Origin of the sequence: Massilia sp. H6, from assembly GCF_024802625.1 — a bacterium.
Classification (GTDB): Bacteria; Pseudomonadota; Gammaproteobacteria; order Burkholderiales; family Burkholderiaceae_D; genus Telluria.
On record NZ_CP103371.1, the window covers coordinates 2,046,134 to 2,064,259 of the forward strand.

Consider the following 18,126-nt stretch of genomic DNA (forward strand, 5'->3'; position numbering starts at 1 on the left):
CACGTCCCGGCACGCTCCGGTAAAATAGCTGTTTTCCCAACCCTTGATCATCGGTGCACCCACACCGGTATTGACGATGCCACGCCCGCTCTTCGCCACCATTCATCTCGACTCGATGCAACATAACCTGGCGCAAGCCCGCAGTTGCGCGCCGTACGCCAGGATCTGGGCGGTGGTCAAGGCCAACGCCTACGGACATGGCCTGGAGCGCGCCATGCGCGGCTTTGCCACTGCCGATGGCCTGGCCCTGATCGAAGTCGACTACGCGGTGCGCCTGCGCGAGAGCGGCTGGATCAAGCCGTTGCTGCTGCTGGAAGGGTTCTTCGACGCATCCGACGTGCCGCTGCTGGCCGAGCACAATATTAATACCGCGGTCCATTGCATCGAGCAGGTCAAGATGCTCGAGTACACCCAGTTGTACCGCCCGATCGACGTGCACCTGAAGATGAATACCGGAATGAACCGCCTGGGCTTCCAGCCGGGCGAGTATGCGGCGGCCTATGCGCGCCTGCGCGCCATTCCGGGTATTCGCAACATCACCCACATGACCCATTTCGCCAATGCCGACGAACTGGAGCACCCGCGCCTGACCATCGCCGACCAGGTGCGCCGCTTCCAGCACGGCGCCGACGGACTGCCGGGCGAACGCAGCCTGTCCAATTCCGGCGGCGTGCTGCATCAGTCCGACCTGGGCGATTCCTTGTCGAACGACTGGGTGCGGCCTGGCATCATGCTCTATGGCGGCACCCCGGGCGGGCGTAGCGCCCAGGACTTCGGCCTGCTGCCGACCATGACCCTGCGCTCGGAGATCATTGGCATGCAGGAGATAGTCGCTGGCGACACGGTCGGCTACGGCAGCCGTTTCGAGGCCAGCGGACCGATGACGGTGGGCGTGGTCGCCTGCGGTTACGCCGATGGCTACCCGCGCCACGCCCCCCATGGCACTCCGGTGGTGGTCGACGGCGTACGCACCACGTTGGTGGGACGGGTCTCGATGGACATGATGACGGTTGACCTCACGCCGGTACGCAATGCGCGGGTCGGCAGCAAGGTGACGCTGTGGGGCGATGGCCTGCCAATCGACGAGGTAGCCCAAAGCGCCGGCACCATCGGCTATGAACTGATGTGCGCCCTCGCCGGACGGGTGCGGGTGCAAGAAGGGCCGATGGGTTCCGATGGCTAAGTCGCGCACCGCCTTTGTCTGCAGCGAATGCGGCGCCAGCACCAGTCGCTGGGCCGGCCAGTGCCCGGACTGCAAGGCCTGGAATACCCTGGTCGAGAGCGTGCTGGAGGCGCCCGGCGTGAACCGCATGTCGCAGACCCAGCACAAGAGCCTGGCCCAGACCGCGCCCGTGCTGTCGCTGAAGGATATCGACGCGCTCGACGTGCCGCGTTTCGGTACCGGCATCGAAGAATTCGACCGCGTGCTGGGCGGCGGCCTGGTGGCCGGCGGCGTGGTGCTGATCGGCGGCGACCCGGGCATCGGCAAGTCGACCTTGCTGCTGCAGGCGCTGGCCAACCTGGCCGCCACCCGCAATACCTTGTATGTCAGCGGCGAAGAATCGGGCTCCCAGATCGCGCTGCGGGCGCGCCGGCTGGCGGTCGATTCGTCCGATCTGAACTTCCAGGCCGAGATTCAGCTGGAAAAAATCCTGGGTACCCTGGCCGACCTCAAGCCCGAGGTGGCGGTGATCGACTCGATCCAGACCCTGTATTCGGACGCGCTCACTTCGGCGCCCGGGTCGGTGGCCCAGGTGCGCGAATGCGCGGCCCAGCTCACCCGCATGGCCAAGCAGACCGGTGTGACCATCATCCTGGTCGGCCACGTGACGAAAGAGGGCGCGCTGGCCGGTCCGCGGGTGCTCGAGCACATCGTCGACACGGTCCTGTATTTCGAGGGCGATACCCAGTCGAGCTTCCGTCTGGTGCGGGCCATCAAGAACCGCTTTGGCGCCGTCAATGAGCTGGGCGTGTTCGCGATGACCGAAAAGGGCCTGAAGGGCGTTTCGAATCCATCGGCACTGTTTTTGTCGCAGCACGACAGCCAGGTGCCGGGATCGTGCGTGATGGTGACCCAGGAGGGCACGCGCCCGCTGCTGGTCGAGATCCAGGCGCTGGTCGACGCCAGCCACCTGCCCAATGCGCGCCGGCTGTCGGTCGGCCTGGAACAGAATCGGCTGGCGATGCTGCTGGCAGTGCTGCACCGGCATGCGGGCATCGCTGCGTTTGACCAGGATGTATTCATCAATGCGGTCGGCGGCGTCAAGATCGCTGAACCGGCGGCCGACCTGGCCGTGCTACTGGCGATTAACTCCTCGATGCGCAACAAACCTTTGCCACGTGGCCTGGTGGTGTTCGGCGAAGTCGGCCTGGCTGGCGAGATTCGCCCCGCGCCGCGCGGCCAGGAGCGCTTGAAAGAGGCGGCCAAGCTCGGCTTTTCGATTGCAATGATCCCGAAAGCCAACGTGCCCAAGCAAAAAATCGAAGGGATGACCATCGTTGCCGTCGAACGGATCGACGAGGCTTTCACCAAGCTGCGCGAGCTCGACTAATCCGGGCCGCGTCACCCTCGGATTCACCTCACCTCACCTCACTTCACTAAAATTGGTACAACGTGACAGAACAAAGAAAGTCTGAACGCAAACTGCTACGCACCCGAGCACGGGTCGTCATGGAGGGGGCCGCTCCCATGAGTGGTCGTACCAACGACCTTGGTGCCAATGGCATCAGCATCAACCTGCCCGATCCACTGACCAACGGCCAGACCGGCCAGATCAGCTTCGACCTGCTGGTCGACGGCAAGCTGGTGCCGGTCAGCGTACAAGCCAGGGCGCTGTACTGCATTTTCAGTAGTGGCGAATACAAGACCGGTTTCCAGTTCATGAACCTGGAACTGGCGGCGATGAAGGTTGTGGCGCGCTATTTGCGTTAGTGGGCCGGCGCGATGCAAAACGGCGAGCGCCCATGGGGCCTCGCCGCTGTGTCGTCGCAAGACATTGATCCGGTAACCGGATCCACACTATCCGTGATAGTGATCGCTCAGGCTTCGTTTGCTGCCTTTGACTTCCTGGTAGATTTCAAAGGCCACGAGTCCGGCTAACCCGCTGAGAATACCAAACACCATGAGACTGAACATATATTTCGACGCCTTTCAGCGCCTCCTCCTTGTCAAGAGCCTGTCTTCAGGTTAGCAGAAGGCGATGTATTTACAAGGCGGACGGGTGGGGCGCCACCGGATTATTTTCCTGTCGGCTGGGGCCGCTCCCAGCGCACCAATGCCAGTGTCCAATCGCGTGCGCCGATCGCGAAAATTGCGCCAAGATACTGCCGCGGCGCCGCGTTTTTTCCCGATTATTACAGCTGTCACGAACTTGTCATAATCGTGCGCTAGACTTCGTATTGTCGTTGAACGGGATCCGTCCCAGTCCTCTTTCACAAGGAACCATCATGCGCATGAAGCACCTGATCATCTCCGTCGCCATCGCTGCCTCGACCTTCGCAGCGAACGCCCACGCCGCCAACATCACCGGCGCCGGCGCGACCTTCCCGTACCCGATCTATGCAAAATGGGCCGAGATGTACAAGGCGGCGTCTGGCAATGGCTTGAACTACCAATCGGTGGGCTCGGGAGCTGGCATCAAGCAGATCAAGGCCAGGACCGTCGATTTCGGTGCCTCGGACATGCCGTTGCCGGCCAAGGAGCTCGACGCGGCTGGCCTGTTCCAGTTCCCGGCGATCATCGGCGGCGTGGTGCCGATCGTGAACCTGGCAGGCTTCGCCCCTGGCCAGCTCAAGCTGACCGGGGCCGTGCTGGCCGATATCTACATGGGCAAGATCACCAAGTGGAATGCGCCCCAGATCGCAGCGCTCAACCCGGGCATCAAGCTGCCGGGCGACGACATCACCGTCGTGCGCCGTGCCGACAGCTCGGGTACCACCTTCTTGTGGACCGACTTCCTGTCGCAGGTCAGCCCCGACTGGAAAGCCAAGGTCGGCGCCGGCACCGCGGTGAAATGGGCCGTGGGTGTGGGCGGCAAGGGCAACGAGGGCGTCGCTGCCAACGTCCAGCGCATCAAGGGATCGATTGGCTACGTCGAGTGGGCCTACGCCAAGAAGAACCGCATGCAGCACACCCAGCTGCAGAACCGCGACGGCGTCTTCTTGCAACCAGCCGACGAGGCCTTCATGGCTGCCGCCGCAGGCGCCAACTGGAAAAGCACGCCTGGTTATGCCATCGTGCTGACCAACCAGGCAGGCAAGGCAAGCTGGCCGATTACCGGCGCTTCCTATATCCTGATGCACAAGACGCAGGCTGACGCGGCAAAAGGCAAAGAAGTACTGAAGTTCTTCGACTGGGCCTACAAGAATGGCGATGCCGCCGCCGCCGCGCTCGACTATGTGCCGATGCCGGACGCCGTGACCAAGTTGGTGGAGGGGGCGTGGCGCGCCAACCTGAAGGACGCAGCCGGCAAGGCGATCTGGTAATTTTCCTCCACGGCAAGTAAGGGGGCCGGAACGTTCCGGCCCTTTCGTTCGCCAGTAAGATTGATAAAAAGTTATGAGCGCACACAATTCCGCCACCCTGCCTGATACTGCCGCCCAGTCAGGCGATGTCGACGGCTTCTACTCCGCCGCTCTGCGCAAGACCATGCGTAACCAGCGCATGCAAGACTTCGTCTTCCACAAGGTCACCCTGTTATTCGCCGCGTCCGTGCTGCTGGTGCTGGTGGGCATCATTGTGTCGCTGATCTATGGCGCTGCGCCGGCCTTCCGCGAATTCGGCCCGGGCTTCATCACGCGCATCGAATGGGATCCCGTGAACGACCAGTTCGGCGCCATGATCGCGATCTGGGGCACCCTGGCGACGTCGATCATTGCGCTGGCGGTGGCTTTCCCGATCAGCTTCGGCATTGCCCTGTTCCTCACCGAGATTTGCCCGGCCTGGCTGCGGCGCCCGATGGGAACCGCGGTCGAGCTGCTGGCCGGCGTGCCGTCGATTATCTACGGCATGTGGGGCCTGTTCGTGTTTGCGCCCTTGTTTGCCGACCATGTCCAGCCGCTGCTCAAGGAAACTATCGGCCATCTGCCGGTCTTCGGCTTGCTGTTCCAGGGCCCGATCATGGGCATCGGCATTCTGACCGCTGGCCTGATCCTGGCGATCATGATCATTCCATTCATTGCCTCGGTCATGCGCGACGTCTTTGAAGTGGTGCCGACCGTATTGAAAGAGTCTGCTTATGGCCTTGGTTGCACCAAGTGGGAAGTGGTGCGCAAGGTGGTGCTGCCGTATACCCGCAACGGCGTGGTCGGTGGGGTGATGCTTGGCCTCGGGCGCGCCCTGGGCGAGACCATGGCGGTCACGTTCGTGATCGGTAACGCCCACGACCTGTCGGCTTCGTTGTTTTCGGCAGGTAATTCGATTTCCTCGACCCTGGCAAACGAATTCGCGGAAGCCGCGACGCCGCTGCACGTGTCTTCGCTGTTCGCGCTCGCCCTGATCCTGTTCGCCATCACCTTTATCGTGTTGTCGGCGGCCAAACTGATGCTGGCGGGAATGGCCCGCAACGAAGGGACCAAATAATGAAAACTGTCGCGACCAACCCGGTCTACCGCAAACGGCTGCTGGCGCATCGCATTGGCATCGCCCTGTCCATCTTCGCGATGGGCATTGGCCTGGCCTTCCTGGCCTGGATCCTGGTCACGCTCCTGATCAAGGGCTTCGGCGGACTGTCGCCGCTATTGTTCACGGCCGATACGCCGGCGCCGGGCAGCGAAGGCGGTGGCCTGCGCAACGCCATCTGGGGCAGCCTGATGATGGTTGGCCTGTCGACGCTGGTGAGCACCCCGATCGGCATCCTGGCCGGCATCTACCTGGCCGAATACGGCCAGGAAAGCAAGTTCGCTTCTGTTACCCGCTTCGTCACCGACATCATGCTGTCGGCACCGTCGATCGTGATCGGCCTGTTCGTCTACGCGATCTATGTCGCTAAAGTTCAGCATTTTTCTGGTTATGCCGGCAGCATTGCGCTATCCCTGATCGCAGTGCCGGTCGTGGTGCGTACCACGGACAACATGCTGCGCCTGGTGCCGAACAGCTTGCTCGAAGCGGCCTTCGCCCTCGGCGCGCCGCGCTGGAAGGTCGCGACCCTGGTGCGCCTGCGCGCAGTCAAGGCTGGCGTCGTCACCGGCGTACTGCTGGCGCTGGCACGCATTTCGGGCGAGACCGCGCCGCTGCTGTTCACGGCGCTGAACAACCAGTTCTTCAGCAGCGACATGAATGCGCCGCTGGCCAACCTGCCGGTGGTGATTTTCCAGTTTGCCATGAGCCCGTATGACGACTGGCGTTCGCTGGCATGGGCCGGTGCCTTGCTGGTAACTTTCACTGTGCTGATGCTCAATATTCTGTCGCGGACCCTGTTCCGCCAGAAGACTCCGCGTTAATTTTATTTAGATAAAAGTGATGACCCAAACTATGCCAAACCCGGCGCCTGCCGCTGACCAGGGCAAGACGATCGAAATCTCAGGCCTGAACTTCTTCTACGGTAAGACGCAGAGCCTGAACAACGTCAATCTCGATATCCATGCGAAGCGGGTGACGGCCTTCATCGGCCCATCCGGCTGCGGCAAGTCGACGCTGCTGCGCACCCTGAACCGCATGTACGATCTGTATCCTGGCCAGCGCGCCGAAGGCTCGATCATCTACCGCGGCCGCAATATCCTGGAGCCTGGCGTCGATGTCAACATGCTGCGCGCCAAGATCGGCATGGTGTTCCAGAAGCCGACGCCATTCCCGATGTCCATCTACGACAATATCGCCTTCGGCGTGCGCCTGTACGAAAACCTGTCCAAGGGTGAGATGGACGAGCGGGTGGAATGGGCGCTGAAGAAGGCGGCCCTGTGGGAAGAAGCCAAGGATAAGCTCAGCAAGAGCGGCCTGTCGCTGTCGGGCGGCCAACAGCAGCGCCTGTGCATCGCGCGCGGCGTCGCGGTCAAGCCGGACGTATTGCTGCTCGACGAGCCGACTTCGGCGCTGGACCCGATCTCGACCGCGAAGATCGAGGAACTGATCAGCGAGCTCAAGAAAGACTACACGATCACCATCGTCACCCACAACATGCAGCAGGCCGCGCGTTGCTCCGACTATACCGCCTACATGTATCTTGGCGAGCTGGTCGAGTTCGGCGAAACCGACCAGCTTTTCATGAATCCCGCGCGCAAAGAAACCCAGGATTACATCACCGGTCGTTTTGGCTGATGTGTCCGTCGAATCCACAAGACTAACAGGGCCAAGGTCCCAGCACAGGAGAGCAGTATGACAGGCGAACACTCATCGAAACAGTACGACCAGGAACTCGAAGCGATTCGTTCCAAGGTCTTGCTGATGGGCGGCATGGTGGAAACACAGTTCGAATCGGCGATGGAGTGCTTCCGCGCAGGTGATCCGGAGCGTGCCGAGCGCGTGATGGCCGAAGACCAGGCCGTCAACCAGCTCGAGGTGCAGCTCGACGATGCCTGCAGCCACCTGATCGTGCGGCGCCAGCCGACCGCGAACGACCTGCGTACCGTCATGGCCAGCATCAAGGTCATTACCGACCTCGAACGCATCGGCGACGAAGCATCCAAAATTGCGCGTACGTCCAAAAGTCTGTTCGAGCGCGGCAACATCAATTTTGCGCATTACGACATGGTCCGTTCGATCGCGAAAGCCACGGGCGAGCTGCTGCATGATGCGCTCGATGCGTTCGCGCGCCTGGACGGCAAGCAGGCGCTCGAGCTGATCGCGGCCGACGAAAGCATCGACCACGAATTCCGCACGATTCTGCGCAATTTGATTACCTTCATGATGGAAGACCCGCGCACCATTTCGTCGGCGCTCGACACGCTGTGGGTGGCCAAGGCGATCGAACGCATTGGCGACCATGCCAAGAACATCGCCGAATACGTGATCTATGTGGTCGAGGGCCGCGACATTCGCCACAGCAAGCCGATGGCGATCGAGCAGCCAGCGACCTGATATGGCCGACAATACGCGCGTGCTGGTGGTGGAAGACGAGCCGGCGATTGTCGAGCTGGTGAAGTATTCACTGCGCGAGGCGGGCTGGGAGATCGGCACCGCCGATACCTCTAGCGCCGCCTGGGACAGCATCACCCACGGCAAGCCCGACCTGCTGCTGCTGGACTGGATGCTGCCCGACCAGAGCGGCCTGCGCCTGCTGGCACGCCTGCGTGGCGACCGCGACTTCCAGGACATTCCGGTGATCATGCTGACCGCCAAGAGCATGGAAGAAGACAAGCTCGCCGGCCTGAACTCGGGCGCCGACGACTACATCACCAAGCCGTTCTCGCCGCGCGAGCTGCTGGCCAGGTCACGCGCCCTGTTGCGCCGTAAGAGTCCGCACCTGGCCGAGGCGCCGCTGCGCGCCGGCGCCGTGGTGCTCGATCCGGGCAGCTGCACGGTGACGGTCGAAGACGCACCGGTCGACATCGGTAATGCCGAATACAAGCTGCTCAAATTCCTGATGGCGCACCGCGAACGGGTGTTCTCGCGCGCCCAATTGCTCGACAAGGTATGGGGCGACCACGCCGTGATCGAGGAGCGCACGGTCGACGTGCACGTGCTGCGGCTGCGCAAGGCGCTCAAGGGCGCCGATGGCCTGATCCGCACGGTGCGCAGCGTCGGCTACATGCTGTCCGAGAAGTGACTCACTGCTAACAATGCGCTCGATGAATCCAAAATTGCTGTTCTGGGTGCCGGCCGTGCTGCGCCTGTCCCTGGTGTTCCTGGCGGCGCTGGTGGTCTGGTGGCTGGCCGATCTGGTGCAGGCGCTCGCGCTGGCGCTGGCAGCCGTGGTCGTGGCGCTCTTCGTCCAGCTGCGCTACCTGAACGAACTGGGAGAGTGGCTGAACAATCCGCACAGCAGCCGCCTGCCGGACGGCTGGGGCGCCTGGACCGACGTGTTCGCGCGCCTGTACCGCCTGCGGCGCGAGGACGAACGCCACCAGGCCGAGATGGCCGAATGGCTGGCGCGCTTTCGCGAAGCGATGCAGCTGCTGCCGGAAGGCGTGGCCATCATGGACGACGTGTTGTTCCTGGAATGGTGCAACGAGGCGGCCGAGCGCCACCTTGGTCTGACCATGGCGCGCGACAAGGGCCTGCGCGTGACCAACCTGGTACGCCATCCCGAGTTCATCGACTACGTCATCCTGGGTCGCTACGAGCAGCCGTTGACCCTGTCGTTCCGCGGCCGCAAGCTCGAATGCCGCATCATCCCGTTCGAGAACCGGCGCCAGATCCTGGTGACCCACGACGCCACCGATACCGAGCGCATCGAAGCGATGCGGCGCGACTTTATCGCCAATGCGTCGCACGAACTGCGCACGCCGCTGACGGTGATCGTTGGTTTCCTGGAAATCGCAATGTCCGACCCCGGCCTGGACGTGGCCACGCGTACTTCGCACCTGGCCTTGATGACCGAACAGGCGCAGCGCATGCAGCGGCTGATCGGCGACATGCTGACCCTGTCGCGTCTTGAGTCGGACGAGTTTCCGTTCCGGCGCGAGCGGGTCGACGTGCGGGCGCTGGTGGAATCGGTGGCGCAGGAAGCGACCGCCTTGTCGGGCGGGCGCCACCGCATCGACGTGCAGATCGATGGGCCGGACGTGATGGGCAGCCAGGAAGAACTGCGCAGCGCCTTCGCCAACCTGGCCTCGAACGCGGTGCGCTATTCGCCCCAGGGCGGCGCGATCTGCCTGGCCTGGCAGCGCGGTGCCAACGACTTGCGCTTCTCGGTCACCGATAGCGGCATCGGCATCGATCCGATCCACATTCCCCGCCTGACCGAGCGCTTCTACCGGGTCGACAAGAGCCGCTCGCGCGACACCCAGGGCACCGGGCTGGGGCTGGCGATTGTCAAGCATGTGCTGCTGCGCCACGGCGGGCGCCTGGTGATCAGTTCGGTGCCGGGGCAGGGCAGCACTTTTGCCGCGGTATTGCCGAACACCTCATTGCCGGGCTAACGCCATCCCAACACGGCAAACACCTCGGCAACGATCCGGTCGCGCTCGGACGGTTGCTCGTCAAGGGTCTGCAAATCGTCCAGCTCGTCGTAGCTCAGCAAGCCCTGCTCGACCATCCAGGCGAGCTGAAGGGCAGGGCTAGCTTGCCGGGCCATGTCGGCCCAGGCCGGATGGGCCAGGGCCGCTGCCTGGTGCGCAAGGCTGACGAGCGTCAGCGCAGCAGGAAGCGGGTCTGCTGCGGTGCAGGTACTGGTCATGCGGGCCTCCGAGTCGCCGATCGAAGCGCTATGCTATCGACAAACCTTTCTGTCCAACAAGCGCTGGCGCAAACAGCGAGACCGGTTCCAGCGTACTGGGCAATTGGGGAAAGAGTCGGGGTACAATCATGGCTCGTTCTCTTTGGCTTCTTCCATGCTCTCTCGCCGTAGCTCCCTCATTGCCTGTACCGCGTTGTTCCTGTCCGCCTGCGGCAGCACCCCACCCCCGCCTCCGGTCGCGCCCCTTGCCCAGAAAGCGACACCACCCGCGCCGGTGCGCAAGGTCCGCATCGGACTAGCCCTGGGGGGCGGCGCCGCACGCGGCTTTGCCCATATCGGTGTGATCAAGGCGCTCGAAGCGCAGGGCATCGTGCCCGAGATTATCGTGGGCACCAGTGCCGGTTCGGTGGTGGGCGCCCTGTACGCTTCCGGCCTGAACGGATTTGCGTTGCAGAAGACGGCCATGGCGATGGACGAGGCCACGATTTCCGACTGGGCCATGCCGCTGTTCGGCAAGTCGACGGGCCTACTCAAGGGAGAAGCGCTGCAAACTTATGTCAACAAGGCGGTCAACAACCAGCCAATGGAACGCCTGAAGATTCGCTTTGGCGCGGTCGCCACCGATTTGCGCAGTGGCCAGCCGATCCTGTTTAATAAAGGCAATACCGGCATGGCGGTGCGCGCGTCTTCCAGCGTCCCGAGCGTGTTCCAGCCGGTGAAGATCGGCGCCAACTCCTATGTCGACGGCGGCCTGGTGGCGCCGGTGCCGGTAAAGTTCGTCAAGGAAATGGGCGCAGATTTCATCATCGCCGTGAACATCTCCAGCGCAACCGAGGGTGCGGCCACGGCCAGTTCGCTTGACGTGCTGATGCAGACCTTCAGTATCATGGGCCAGCGCCTGAATCATTTCGAACTGAAAGAAGCCGACGTCGTCATTACCCCGGCGCTGGGCAACATGGGTAGCAGCGACTTTGGCAACCGCAACCTGGCCATCCTCGCCGGCGAGCAGGCTGCCGCCGCCGTGATGCCACAGATCAAGGCAAAGCTGAAAGCCAGGCAACAAGCGCGCTGAGGCGCATCAATCAACTTTTACGGGAACCGCTATGCAATCGAAGCCTTACCTTACGCTCGAGGACGTCAAGAAAATCGCTGTGGCGGCTGAAGCCGAAGCAGTACGCAACAACTGGGCGGTGTCCATTGCCATTGTCGACGATGGCGGCCACCAGCTCTGGTTCCAACGCCTTGATGGCGCCGCGCCGGTGTCGTCGCATATCGCGCCAGCCAAGGCGAAAACGGCGGCACTGGGCCGCCGCGAATCGAAAGTGTACGAAGACCTGATCAACAACGGCCGCACCTCGTTCCTGTCGGCGCCGGCCATCGAAGGCATGCTTGAAGGCGGCGTACCCGTGGTGGTCGATGGCCACGTCATTGGTGCGGTCGGCGTCTCGGGTGTGAAGTCGACCGAGGACGTGCAAATCGCCAGGGCCGGTATCGCCGCCTTGACCGACGGCTGAGTTGGCTGGGTTGGCTGGGGCGGCAGGCCCGAGGGCGCCTGCCTGGCGCCAGCATGCGGGTGTTTCCGCGCCGACTTCCCGTATGTTTCAGCAAAAATGGCGGCACTTCTATAGAATTGCTGCATTGCCGAATAGGGCGCTTTTGCGCTATAATTTGGAAGTTTAGCCATTCACACATCAGCCGTAGCGCCTACCCATCATCCCTCATTCAACTTGATATCCATTCCTGGCGCGCACTAGTTTGCCCGGGCACTTTGGATGTCGGTCTGACGTGGCGCAGCTACGGTAACTTTATTGGGAGTTACCCTTGCCGCCATTTTTTTCTGGCCCAGCCGTCCCGGCCATCCTGGCCCTCGCAGACGGAACGATTTTCAGAGGACATTCCATTGGCGCTGCCGGCCATACGACCGGCGAGGTGGTGTTCAATACCTCGATGACCGGCTATCAGGAAATCCTCACCGATCCCAGTTATTCACGTCAGATCGTTACGCTGACCTACCCGCACATCGGTAACTACGGCGTCAATCCGGCCGACGTCGAGGCCTCCAAGGTTCACGCTGCCGGTCTGATCATTCGTGATCTGCCGCTGCTGGCATCGAACTTCCGCTCGACCATGTCGCTTGCGGACTACCTGAAGGCCGAGAACGTGGTCGCGATCGCGGGTATCGATACCCGCAAGCTGACCCGTATCCTGCGCGAGAAGGGCGCCCAGGGCGGCGCCATCCTTACTGGCATTCAGGGCAACCAGCCGCTCGAGGCACAGGCGCTGGAACTGGCGCGTTCGTTCCCGGGCCTGACAGGCATGGACCTGGCCAAGGTGGTGTCGGTGAGCGAATCCTATGTTTTCACTGAAACGGAGTGGAAACTGGGCGAGGGTTACGGCAAGCAGGAGAACCCGCAATACCACGTGGTCGCCTTTGACTATGGCGTCAAGCGCAACATCCTGCGCATGCTCGCCGAGCGCGGCTGCAAGGTCACCGTGCTGCCGGCGCAGGCCACTGCGGCCGATGCGCTGGCCCTGAACCCGGACGGGATCTTCCTGGCCAACGGTCCGGGCGATCCGGAACCGTGCGATTACGCGATCAAGGCCAGTGCCGAGCTGATCGAAAAAGGGATCCCGACCTTCGGTATCTGCCTCGGGCACCAGATCATGGCGCTGGCCTCCGGCGCCAAGACCATGAAGATGAAGTTCGGCCACCACGGCGCCAACCACCCGGTGCAGGACCTGGATACGAAAAAGGTGCTCATTACCTCGCAGAACCACGGTTTCGCGGTCGATCCCGAGACCCTGCCGGCCAATTGCCGCGTCACCCACGTGTCGCTGTTCGACGGTTCGCTGCAGGGCTTCGAGCGCATCGATAAGCCGGCCTTCTGCTTCCAGGGCCACCCGGAAGCCTCGCCCGGCCCGACCGACGTCGCCTACCTGTTTGACCGCTTCATCGCACTGATGCAAGCGGCGGAAAAAAAAGAACAAGCTGGAGAAATGAATGCCTAAGCGTAGTGATATCAAAAGCATCCTGATCATCGGGGCTGGTCCGATCGTCATCGGCCAGGCGGTCGAATTCGACTATTCGGGCGCCCAGGCCTGCAAGGCCCTGCGCGAAGAGGGTTACAAGGTGATCCTGGTCAACTCGAACCCGGCGACCATCATGACCGACCCGGAAACCGCGGACGTCACCTACATCGAGCCGATTACCTGGAAGGTGGTCGAGACCATCATCGCCAAGGAGCGTCCGGACGCGATCCTGCCGACCATGGGCGGCCAGACCGCGCTGAACTGCGCACTCGACCTGCACCACAATGGCGTGCTGGAGAAGTACAACGTGGAGCTGATCGGCGCCACGCCAGAAGCCATCGACAAGGCCGAGGACCGCTCCAAGTTCAAGGATGCGATGACCAAGATCGGCCTGGGTTCGGCACGTTCGGGCGTGGCGCATTCGATGGAAGAGGCATGGGTCGTGCAGCGCGAAATGGGCTTTCCGACCATTATCCGTCCATCGTTCACGATGGGCGGCAGCGGCGGCGGCATCGCCTACAACGAAGAAGAATTCGAGGCGATCTGCAAGCGCGGCCTGGAAGCGTCGCCAACCAACGAGCTCCTGATCGAAGAATCTCTGCTTGGCTGGAAAGAGTACGAGATGGAGGTGGTTCGCGACAAGAACGACAACTGCATCATCATCTGCTCGATCGAAAACCTGGACCCGATGGGCGTGCACACTGGCGACTCGATCACGGTCGCGCCGGCACAGACGCTGACCGACAAGGAATACCAGATCATGCGTAACGCCTCGATCGACGTGCTGCGCGAGATCGGCGTCGATACCGGCGGCTCGAACGTGCAGTTCGCGATCAATCCGCAGGACGGCCGCATGATCGTCATCGAGATGAATCCGCGCGTGTCGCGTTCATCGGCGCTGGCATCGAAGGCCACCGGCTTCCCGATCGCAAAAGTGGCGGCCAAGCTGGCTGTCGGTTTCACTCTGGACGAGCTGCGCAACGAGATCACCGGCGGCGCCACCCCGGCGTCGTTCGAGCCGTCGATCGACTATGTCGTCGTCAAGATTCCGCGCTTTACCTTCGAAAAATTCCCGACCGCCGACAAGCACCTGACCACGCAGATGAAATCGGTGGGCGAGGTAATGGCGATGGGCCGCACCTTCCAGGAATCGTTCCAGAAGGCCTTGCGCGGCCTGGAAGTGGGTGTGGATGGCCTGAACGAAAAGACCCGCGACCGCGAGAAGATCGAAGAAGAACTCGGCGAGCCTGGTCCTGACCGCATCTGGTACGTGGGCGACGCCTTTGCCCAGGGCTTCACGCTCGACGAGGTGCACAACCTGACCAAGATCGACCCGTGGTTCTTGGTGCAGATCAAGGAAATCGTCGACATCGAACTGTGGCTCGATCACCAGAAGCTCGATAGCCTCGACAAGCCGACCTTCTACAAGCTGAAACAGAAGGGCTTCTCCGACCGTCGCCTGGCCTTCCTGATGCAGACCACGCCGGAAGAGGTGCGCAAGCAGCGCCATGCGCTGGGCATCCGCCCGGTGTACAAGCGGGTCGATACCTGCGCGGCCGAGTTTTCGACCGACACCGCCTACATGTATTCCACCTACGACGAAGAGTGCGAGGCCAGGCCGACCGACAAGAAGAAGATCATGGTGCTGGGCGGTGGCCCGAACCGTATCGGCCAGGGTATCGAGTTCGACTATTGCTGCGTGCACGCAGCGCTCGCGATGCGCGAAGACGGCTACGAGACCATCATGGTCAACTGCAATCCAGAGACCGTATCGACCGACTACGATACCTCGGATCGCCTTTACTTCGAGTCGCTGACACTGGAAGACGTGCTGGAAATCGTCGACCTGGAAAAGCCGGTGGGCGTGATTGTGCAGTACGGCGGTCAGACTCCACTCAAGCTCGCGCTCGACCTGGAAGCCAACGGCGTGCCGATCATTGGCACCTCGCCGGACATGATCGATGCTGCCGAAGACCGCGAGCGCTTCCAGCAACTGCTGCAAAAACTTGGCCTGCGCCAGCCGCCGAACCGCACTGCGCGTACGGAGAGCCAGGCACTCGAATTGGCCCAGGAAATCGGCTACCCGCTGGTGGTGCGCCCATCTTATGTGCTGGGCGGCCGCGCGATGGAAATCGTGCACGAGCAGCGTGACCTCGAGCGCTACATGCGCGAAGCGGTCAAGGTGTCGCACGATTCGCCGGTGCTGCTCGACCGCTTCCTGAACGACGCCATCGAAGTCGACGTCGACTGCATCTCGGATGGCGAAGCCACCTTTATCGGCGGCGTGATGGAACACATCGAGCAGGCCGGCGTGCACTCGGGCGACTCCGCCTGCTCGCTGCCGCCTTATTCGCTGTCGGAAGAGACCATCGCGGAACTCAAGCACCAGACTTCGTTGATGGCGAAAGCGCTGAACGTGGTTGGCCTGATGAACGTGCAGTTCGCGATCCAGCAATCGGAAGTGGACGGCAAGACGGTCGATACGGTGTTCGTCCTGGAAGTGAACCCGCGCGCCTCGCGCACGGTGCCTTTCGTGTCGAAGGCCACCGGACTGCAGCTGGCGAAGATCGCAGCGCGCTGCATGGTGGGCCAGAGCCTGGCCAGCCAGGGCATCACGAAAGAAATCGTCCCGCCGTTCTACAGCGTCAAGGAAGTGGTATTCCCGTTCGTGAAATTCCCGGGTGTGGATACCATTCTCGGCCCGGAAATGAAATCGACCGGTGAAGTCATGGGTGTGGGCATGACCTTCGGCGAAGCCTTCGTGAAGTCCCAGCTGGCGGCCGGCATCGTGCTGCCCACCAAGGGCGCCGTGTTCCTGTCGGTGAAGGCTTCCGACAAGCCGCGCGCGGTCGGCGTGGCGCGCGAGCTGGTGGCGCTGGGCTTCTCGCTGGTGGCGACCAAGGGTACCGCTGCCGTGATCGCGGCCGCCGGCATGTCGGTGCGCGCCGTGAACAAGGTCATGGAAGGGCGCCCGCACGTGGTCGACATGATCAAGAACCGCGAGATCGTCATGGTCGTCAACACGGTCGAGGAAAAGCGCTCGGCGGTGACCGATTCGCGCACCATCCGTACCTCGGCGCTGCAGTCGCGCGTAGTCACCTACACGACCATCGCGGGCGCGGAAGCGGCGATCGAAGGAATGCGTCATATCGACGAACTCCAGGTGTACGATTTACAAGGCCTTCATAACACCTTAAACTAGGCGTGAAAGCAGCGATGCAGTAAGCTGGAAGCAGTACCCCGTCAAACCACAGAGCTCGTGCGCCCTAGGGCGCGCGTCCTCTGTGGTTTTCACTTGGTACGTCGACAAACGAACACCATAGACAGACATGAACAATACCGTCCCATTGACCAAATACGGCGCGCAACTCCTGAAGGACGAGCTGCACCAGCTCAAGACCAAGGAGCGCCGTATCGTGATCGACGCGATCGCCGAGGCGCGCTCGCATGGCGACCTGTCGGAGAATGCCGAATACGATGCCGCGAAAGAGCGCCAGGCCTTCGTGGAAGGCCGCATCGCCGAACTGGAAAGCAAGCTCAGCGCCGCGCAGGTCATCGACCCGACCACCCTTGATGCCGAGGGCCGCGTGGTCTTTGCCGCCACCGTCGACCTCGAAGACCTCGACAGCGGCCAGAAGGTCACCTACCAGATCGTCGGCATGGATGAAGCCGACCTGAAACTGAACAAGGTATCGGTCACCTCGCCGATCGCCCGCGCCCTGATCGGCAAGTATGCCGGCGACGTCGTCGAAGTGCAGGCGCCGTCGGGCCCGCGCGAATACGAAATCCTGGAAGTACGCTACATCTGATGGGTGCTCGCGCCGCAGCCGGACCCATGGCGCTGTCACCCCTGGCAGCGCGCCTGGCCGGTGCGCGCCTGCTGGTTGCGGTGCTGTGGGCGGGCGCCTTGTGGGCGCTGGGCTATATTGCGGCGCCGGCAGTATTTGCGGCGGTGCCCAGCGTGCAGGCCGGCGATGTCGTCGCCGTCATGCTGGCGCGCCTGGCCTGGGTATCGTTCGGCTGCGCCGCGCTGCTGCTGGCGCTGGTGCGGATGTCATCCGACCTCGATCCGGCGCGGCGTCGCTCCCTTTATTTGTTAGTGCTGGCGATGCTGGCATGCGCGCTGGTGATGTTCGTCGGCCTGCAGCCGGCCATGGCCCAGATCCGCGAGCTGGCGGGGCAGGGCGGGCTCAAGGCGTCGCCGTACTGGACGCAGTTCGCGGTCATGCACGGGGTATCGCAACTGTTTCACGTGATCGAGAGCGTGCTGGCGGCTTGGCTGGTACTTAAAAGCCGCTGAGCAAAAAAAAACCGGGTCACCCCGGTTTGCATTACTTGTTCAGCGAATTCTTCTTGGTGCTGGCCTGGCGCGGCTTGGCGCGCTTGATGTTGCCACCGGCGGTGACGCGCTCGTTCCCCTTGATCATGACCTTGGTGACGCTCGGCTTCTTGGTGCCGCTGGCGCTGGCCTTGACGATGGTGACTTCGCGCATGCCCTTGCCGGATTTGCTGCTACGTTCCTTGACCACTTCTTTTTTCGGGCGGTAGATCACCAGCAGCTTGCCGATGTGCTGGACCGGAGCGCATTCGAGTTCGGTGCAGATCTTCTCGTACATGGCGATACGGGCTTCGCGGTCGTCGCCGAACACGCGGACCTTGATCAGGCCGTGCGAATCGAGGCTGGCAGCAACCTCTTTCATGACGGATTCGGTCAGGCCGGATTCGCCAATCATGACAACGGGATTCAGTCCGTGGGCTTCAGCGCGCAGTGCGCTGCGCTCGGCCGGGGTGAGTTTAAGCATAATAATATTTAGATGTACCT

Annotated in this window: 18 protein-coding genes; 16 read left to right on the plus strand and 2 right to left on the minus strand. The window is 62.3% G+C overall.

All coding sequences use genetic code 11. From position 1 onward, the window contains the following. Positions 1 to 76 precede the first annotated feature (76 nt). The 10 genes from alr to phoR all read left to right on the plus strand — a co-directional run bounded on the left by alr (position 77) and on the right by phoR (position 10,017). Positions 77 to 1,183: an alanine racemase gene (alr, locus tag NRS07_RS09170; RefSeq protein WP_259212776.1), complete on the plus strand. Its 1,107-nt coding sequence runs from the start codon at positions 77 to 79 to the stop codon at positions 1,181 to 1,183. After that, the gene (gene radA / locus NRS07_RS09175; RefSeq protein WP_259212777.1) at positions 1,176 to 2,552 is read left to right on the plus strand and encodes a DNA repair protein RadA; all 1,377 of its coding nucleotides are present in this window, start codon (positions 1,176 to 1,178) and stop codon (positions 2,550 to 2,552) included. Before alr ends, radA begins: the two co-directional genes overlap by 8 nt. Before the next feature lie 62 nt (positions 2,553 to 2,614). Beyond that, positions 2,615 to 2,932 carry a PilZ domain-containing protein gene (locus NRS07_RS09180; protein WP_259212783.1) on the plus strand — a complete coding sequence of 106 codons (318 nt, stop codon included), beginning with the start codon at positions 2,615 to 2,617 and terminating at the stop codon, positions 2,930 to 2,932. A gap of 515 nt (positions 2,933 to 3,447) precedes the next feature. Beyond that, entirely contained in the window at positions 3,448 to 4,485 is a 1,038-nt protein-coding gene (gene pstS, locus NRS07_RS09185) for a phosphate ABC transporter substrate-binding protein PstS (RefSeq protein ID WP_259212786.1), read from the plus strand. A gap of 163 nt (positions 4,486 to 4,648) precedes the next feature. Next, positions 4,649 to 5,581, plus strand: coding sequence for a phosphate ABC transporter permease subunit PstC (gene pstC / locus NRS07_RS09190; RefSeq protein ID WP_373889871.1), 933 nt, complete (start codon positions 4,649 to 4,651; stop codon positions 5,579 to 5,581). Then, entirely contained in the window at positions 5,581 to 6,441 is an 861-nt protein-coding gene (gene pstA / locus NRS07_RS09195; protein WP_259212789.1) for a phosphate ABC transporter permease PstA, read from the plus strand. Before pstC ends, pstA begins: the two co-directional genes overlap by 1 nt. Positions 6,442 to 6,460: 19 nt before the next feature. Beyond that, positions 6,461 to 7,255: a phosphate ABC transporter ATP-binding protein PstB gene (pstB, locus tag NRS07_RS09200; protein WP_259212792.1), complete on the plus strand. Its 795-nt coding sequence runs from the start codon at positions 6,461 to 6,463 to the stop codon at positions 7,253 to 7,255. 57 nt (positions 7,256 to 7,312) lie between these two features. Then, positions 7,313 to 8,014 (plus strand): phosphate signaling complex protein PhoU, encoded by a 702-nt coding sequence (gene phoU / locus NRS07_RS09205; RefSeq protein ID WP_259212795.1) that lies wholly within the window; start codon positions 7,313 to 7,315, stop codon positions 8,012 to 8,014. Position 8,015: 1 nt separating this feature from the next. After that, positions 8,016 to 8,702 (plus strand): response regulator, encoded by a 687-nt coding sequence (locus NRS07_RS09210; protein ID WP_259212797.1) that lies wholly within the window; start codon positions 8,016 to 8,018, stop codon positions 8,700 to 8,702. Positions 8,703 to 8,724: 22 nt separating this feature from the next. After that, positions 8,725 to 10,017, plus strand: a complete 1,293-nt coding sequence (phoR, locus tag NRS07_RS09215; RefSeq protein WP_259212799.1) for a phosphate regulon sensor histidine kinase PhoR — start codon at positions 8,725 to 8,727, stop codon at positions 10,015 to 10,017. Here phoR and NRS07_RS09220 read toward each other — a convergent pair. Further along, complete coding sequence (locus tag NRS07_RS09220) at positions 10,014 to 10,274, minus strand: hypothetical protein (protein ID WP_259212800.1); 261 nt, start codon at positions 10,272 to 10,274, stop codon at positions 10,014 to 10,016. The genes phoR and NRS07_RS09220 overlap by 4 nt on opposite strands. Before the next feature lie 154 nt (positions 10,275 to 10,428). Between NRS07_RS09220 and NRS07_RS09225 the strand changes: the two genes are divergently transcribed. From NRS07_RS09225 to NRS07_RS09250, 6 genes are all read left to right on the plus strand, one after another. After that, on the plus strand, positions 10,429 to 11,346 hold the full coding sequence (locus tag NRS07_RS09225; RefSeq protein ID WP_259212804.1) for a patatin-like phospholipase family protein: 918 nt from the start codon (positions 10,429 to 10,431) through the stop codon (positions 11,344 to 11,346). 31 nt (positions 11,347 to 11,377) lie between these two features. Further along, positions 11,378 to 11,788, plus strand: coding sequence for a heme-binding protein (locus NRS07_RS09230; protein WP_259212805.1), 411 nt, complete (start codon positions 11,378 to 11,380; stop codon positions 11,786 to 11,788). A gap of 307 nt (positions 11,789 to 12,095) precedes the next feature. Then, positions 12,096 to 13,283, plus strand: a complete 1,188-nt coding sequence (gene carA / locus NRS07_RS09235; RefSeq protein ID WP_259212810.1) for a glutamine-hydrolyzing carbamoyl-phosphate synthase small subunit — start codon at positions 12,096 to 12,098, stop codon at positions 13,281 to 13,283. After that, positions 13,276 to 16,506, plus strand: a complete 3,231-nt coding sequence (gene carB / locus NRS07_RS09240) for a carbamoyl-phosphate synthase large subunit (RefSeq protein ID WP_259212817.1) — start codon at positions 13,276 to 13,278, stop codon at positions 16,504 to 16,506. The genes carA and carB overlap by 8 nt, the downstream gene beginning before the upstream one ends. 127 nt (positions 16,507 to 16,633) lie before the next feature. Beyond that, complete coding sequence (gene greA / locus NRS07_RS09245; RefSeq protein WP_259212818.1) at positions 16,634 to 17,113, plus strand: transcription elongation factor GreA; 480 nt, start codon at positions 16,634 to 16,636, stop codon at positions 17,111 to 17,113. Positions 17,114 to 17,139: 26 nt separating this feature from the next. Further along, positions 17,140 to 17,604, plus strand: a complete 465-nt coding sequence (locus NRS07_RS09250; protein ID WP_259212821.1) for a DUF4149 domain-containing protein — start codon at positions 17,140 to 17,142, stop codon at positions 17,602 to 17,604. A gap of 31 nt (positions 17,605 to 17,635) precedes the next feature. On the opposite strand, the gene yhbY is transcribed toward NRS07_RS09250, so the two are convergent. Continuing rightward, positions 17,636 to 18,106, minus strand: coding sequence for a ribosome assembly RNA-binding protein YhbY (gene yhbY / locus NRS07_RS09255; protein WP_259212823.1), 471 nt, complete (start codon positions 18,104 to 18,106; stop codon positions 17,636 to 17,638). Positions 18,107 to 18,126 lie beyond the last annotated feature (20 nt).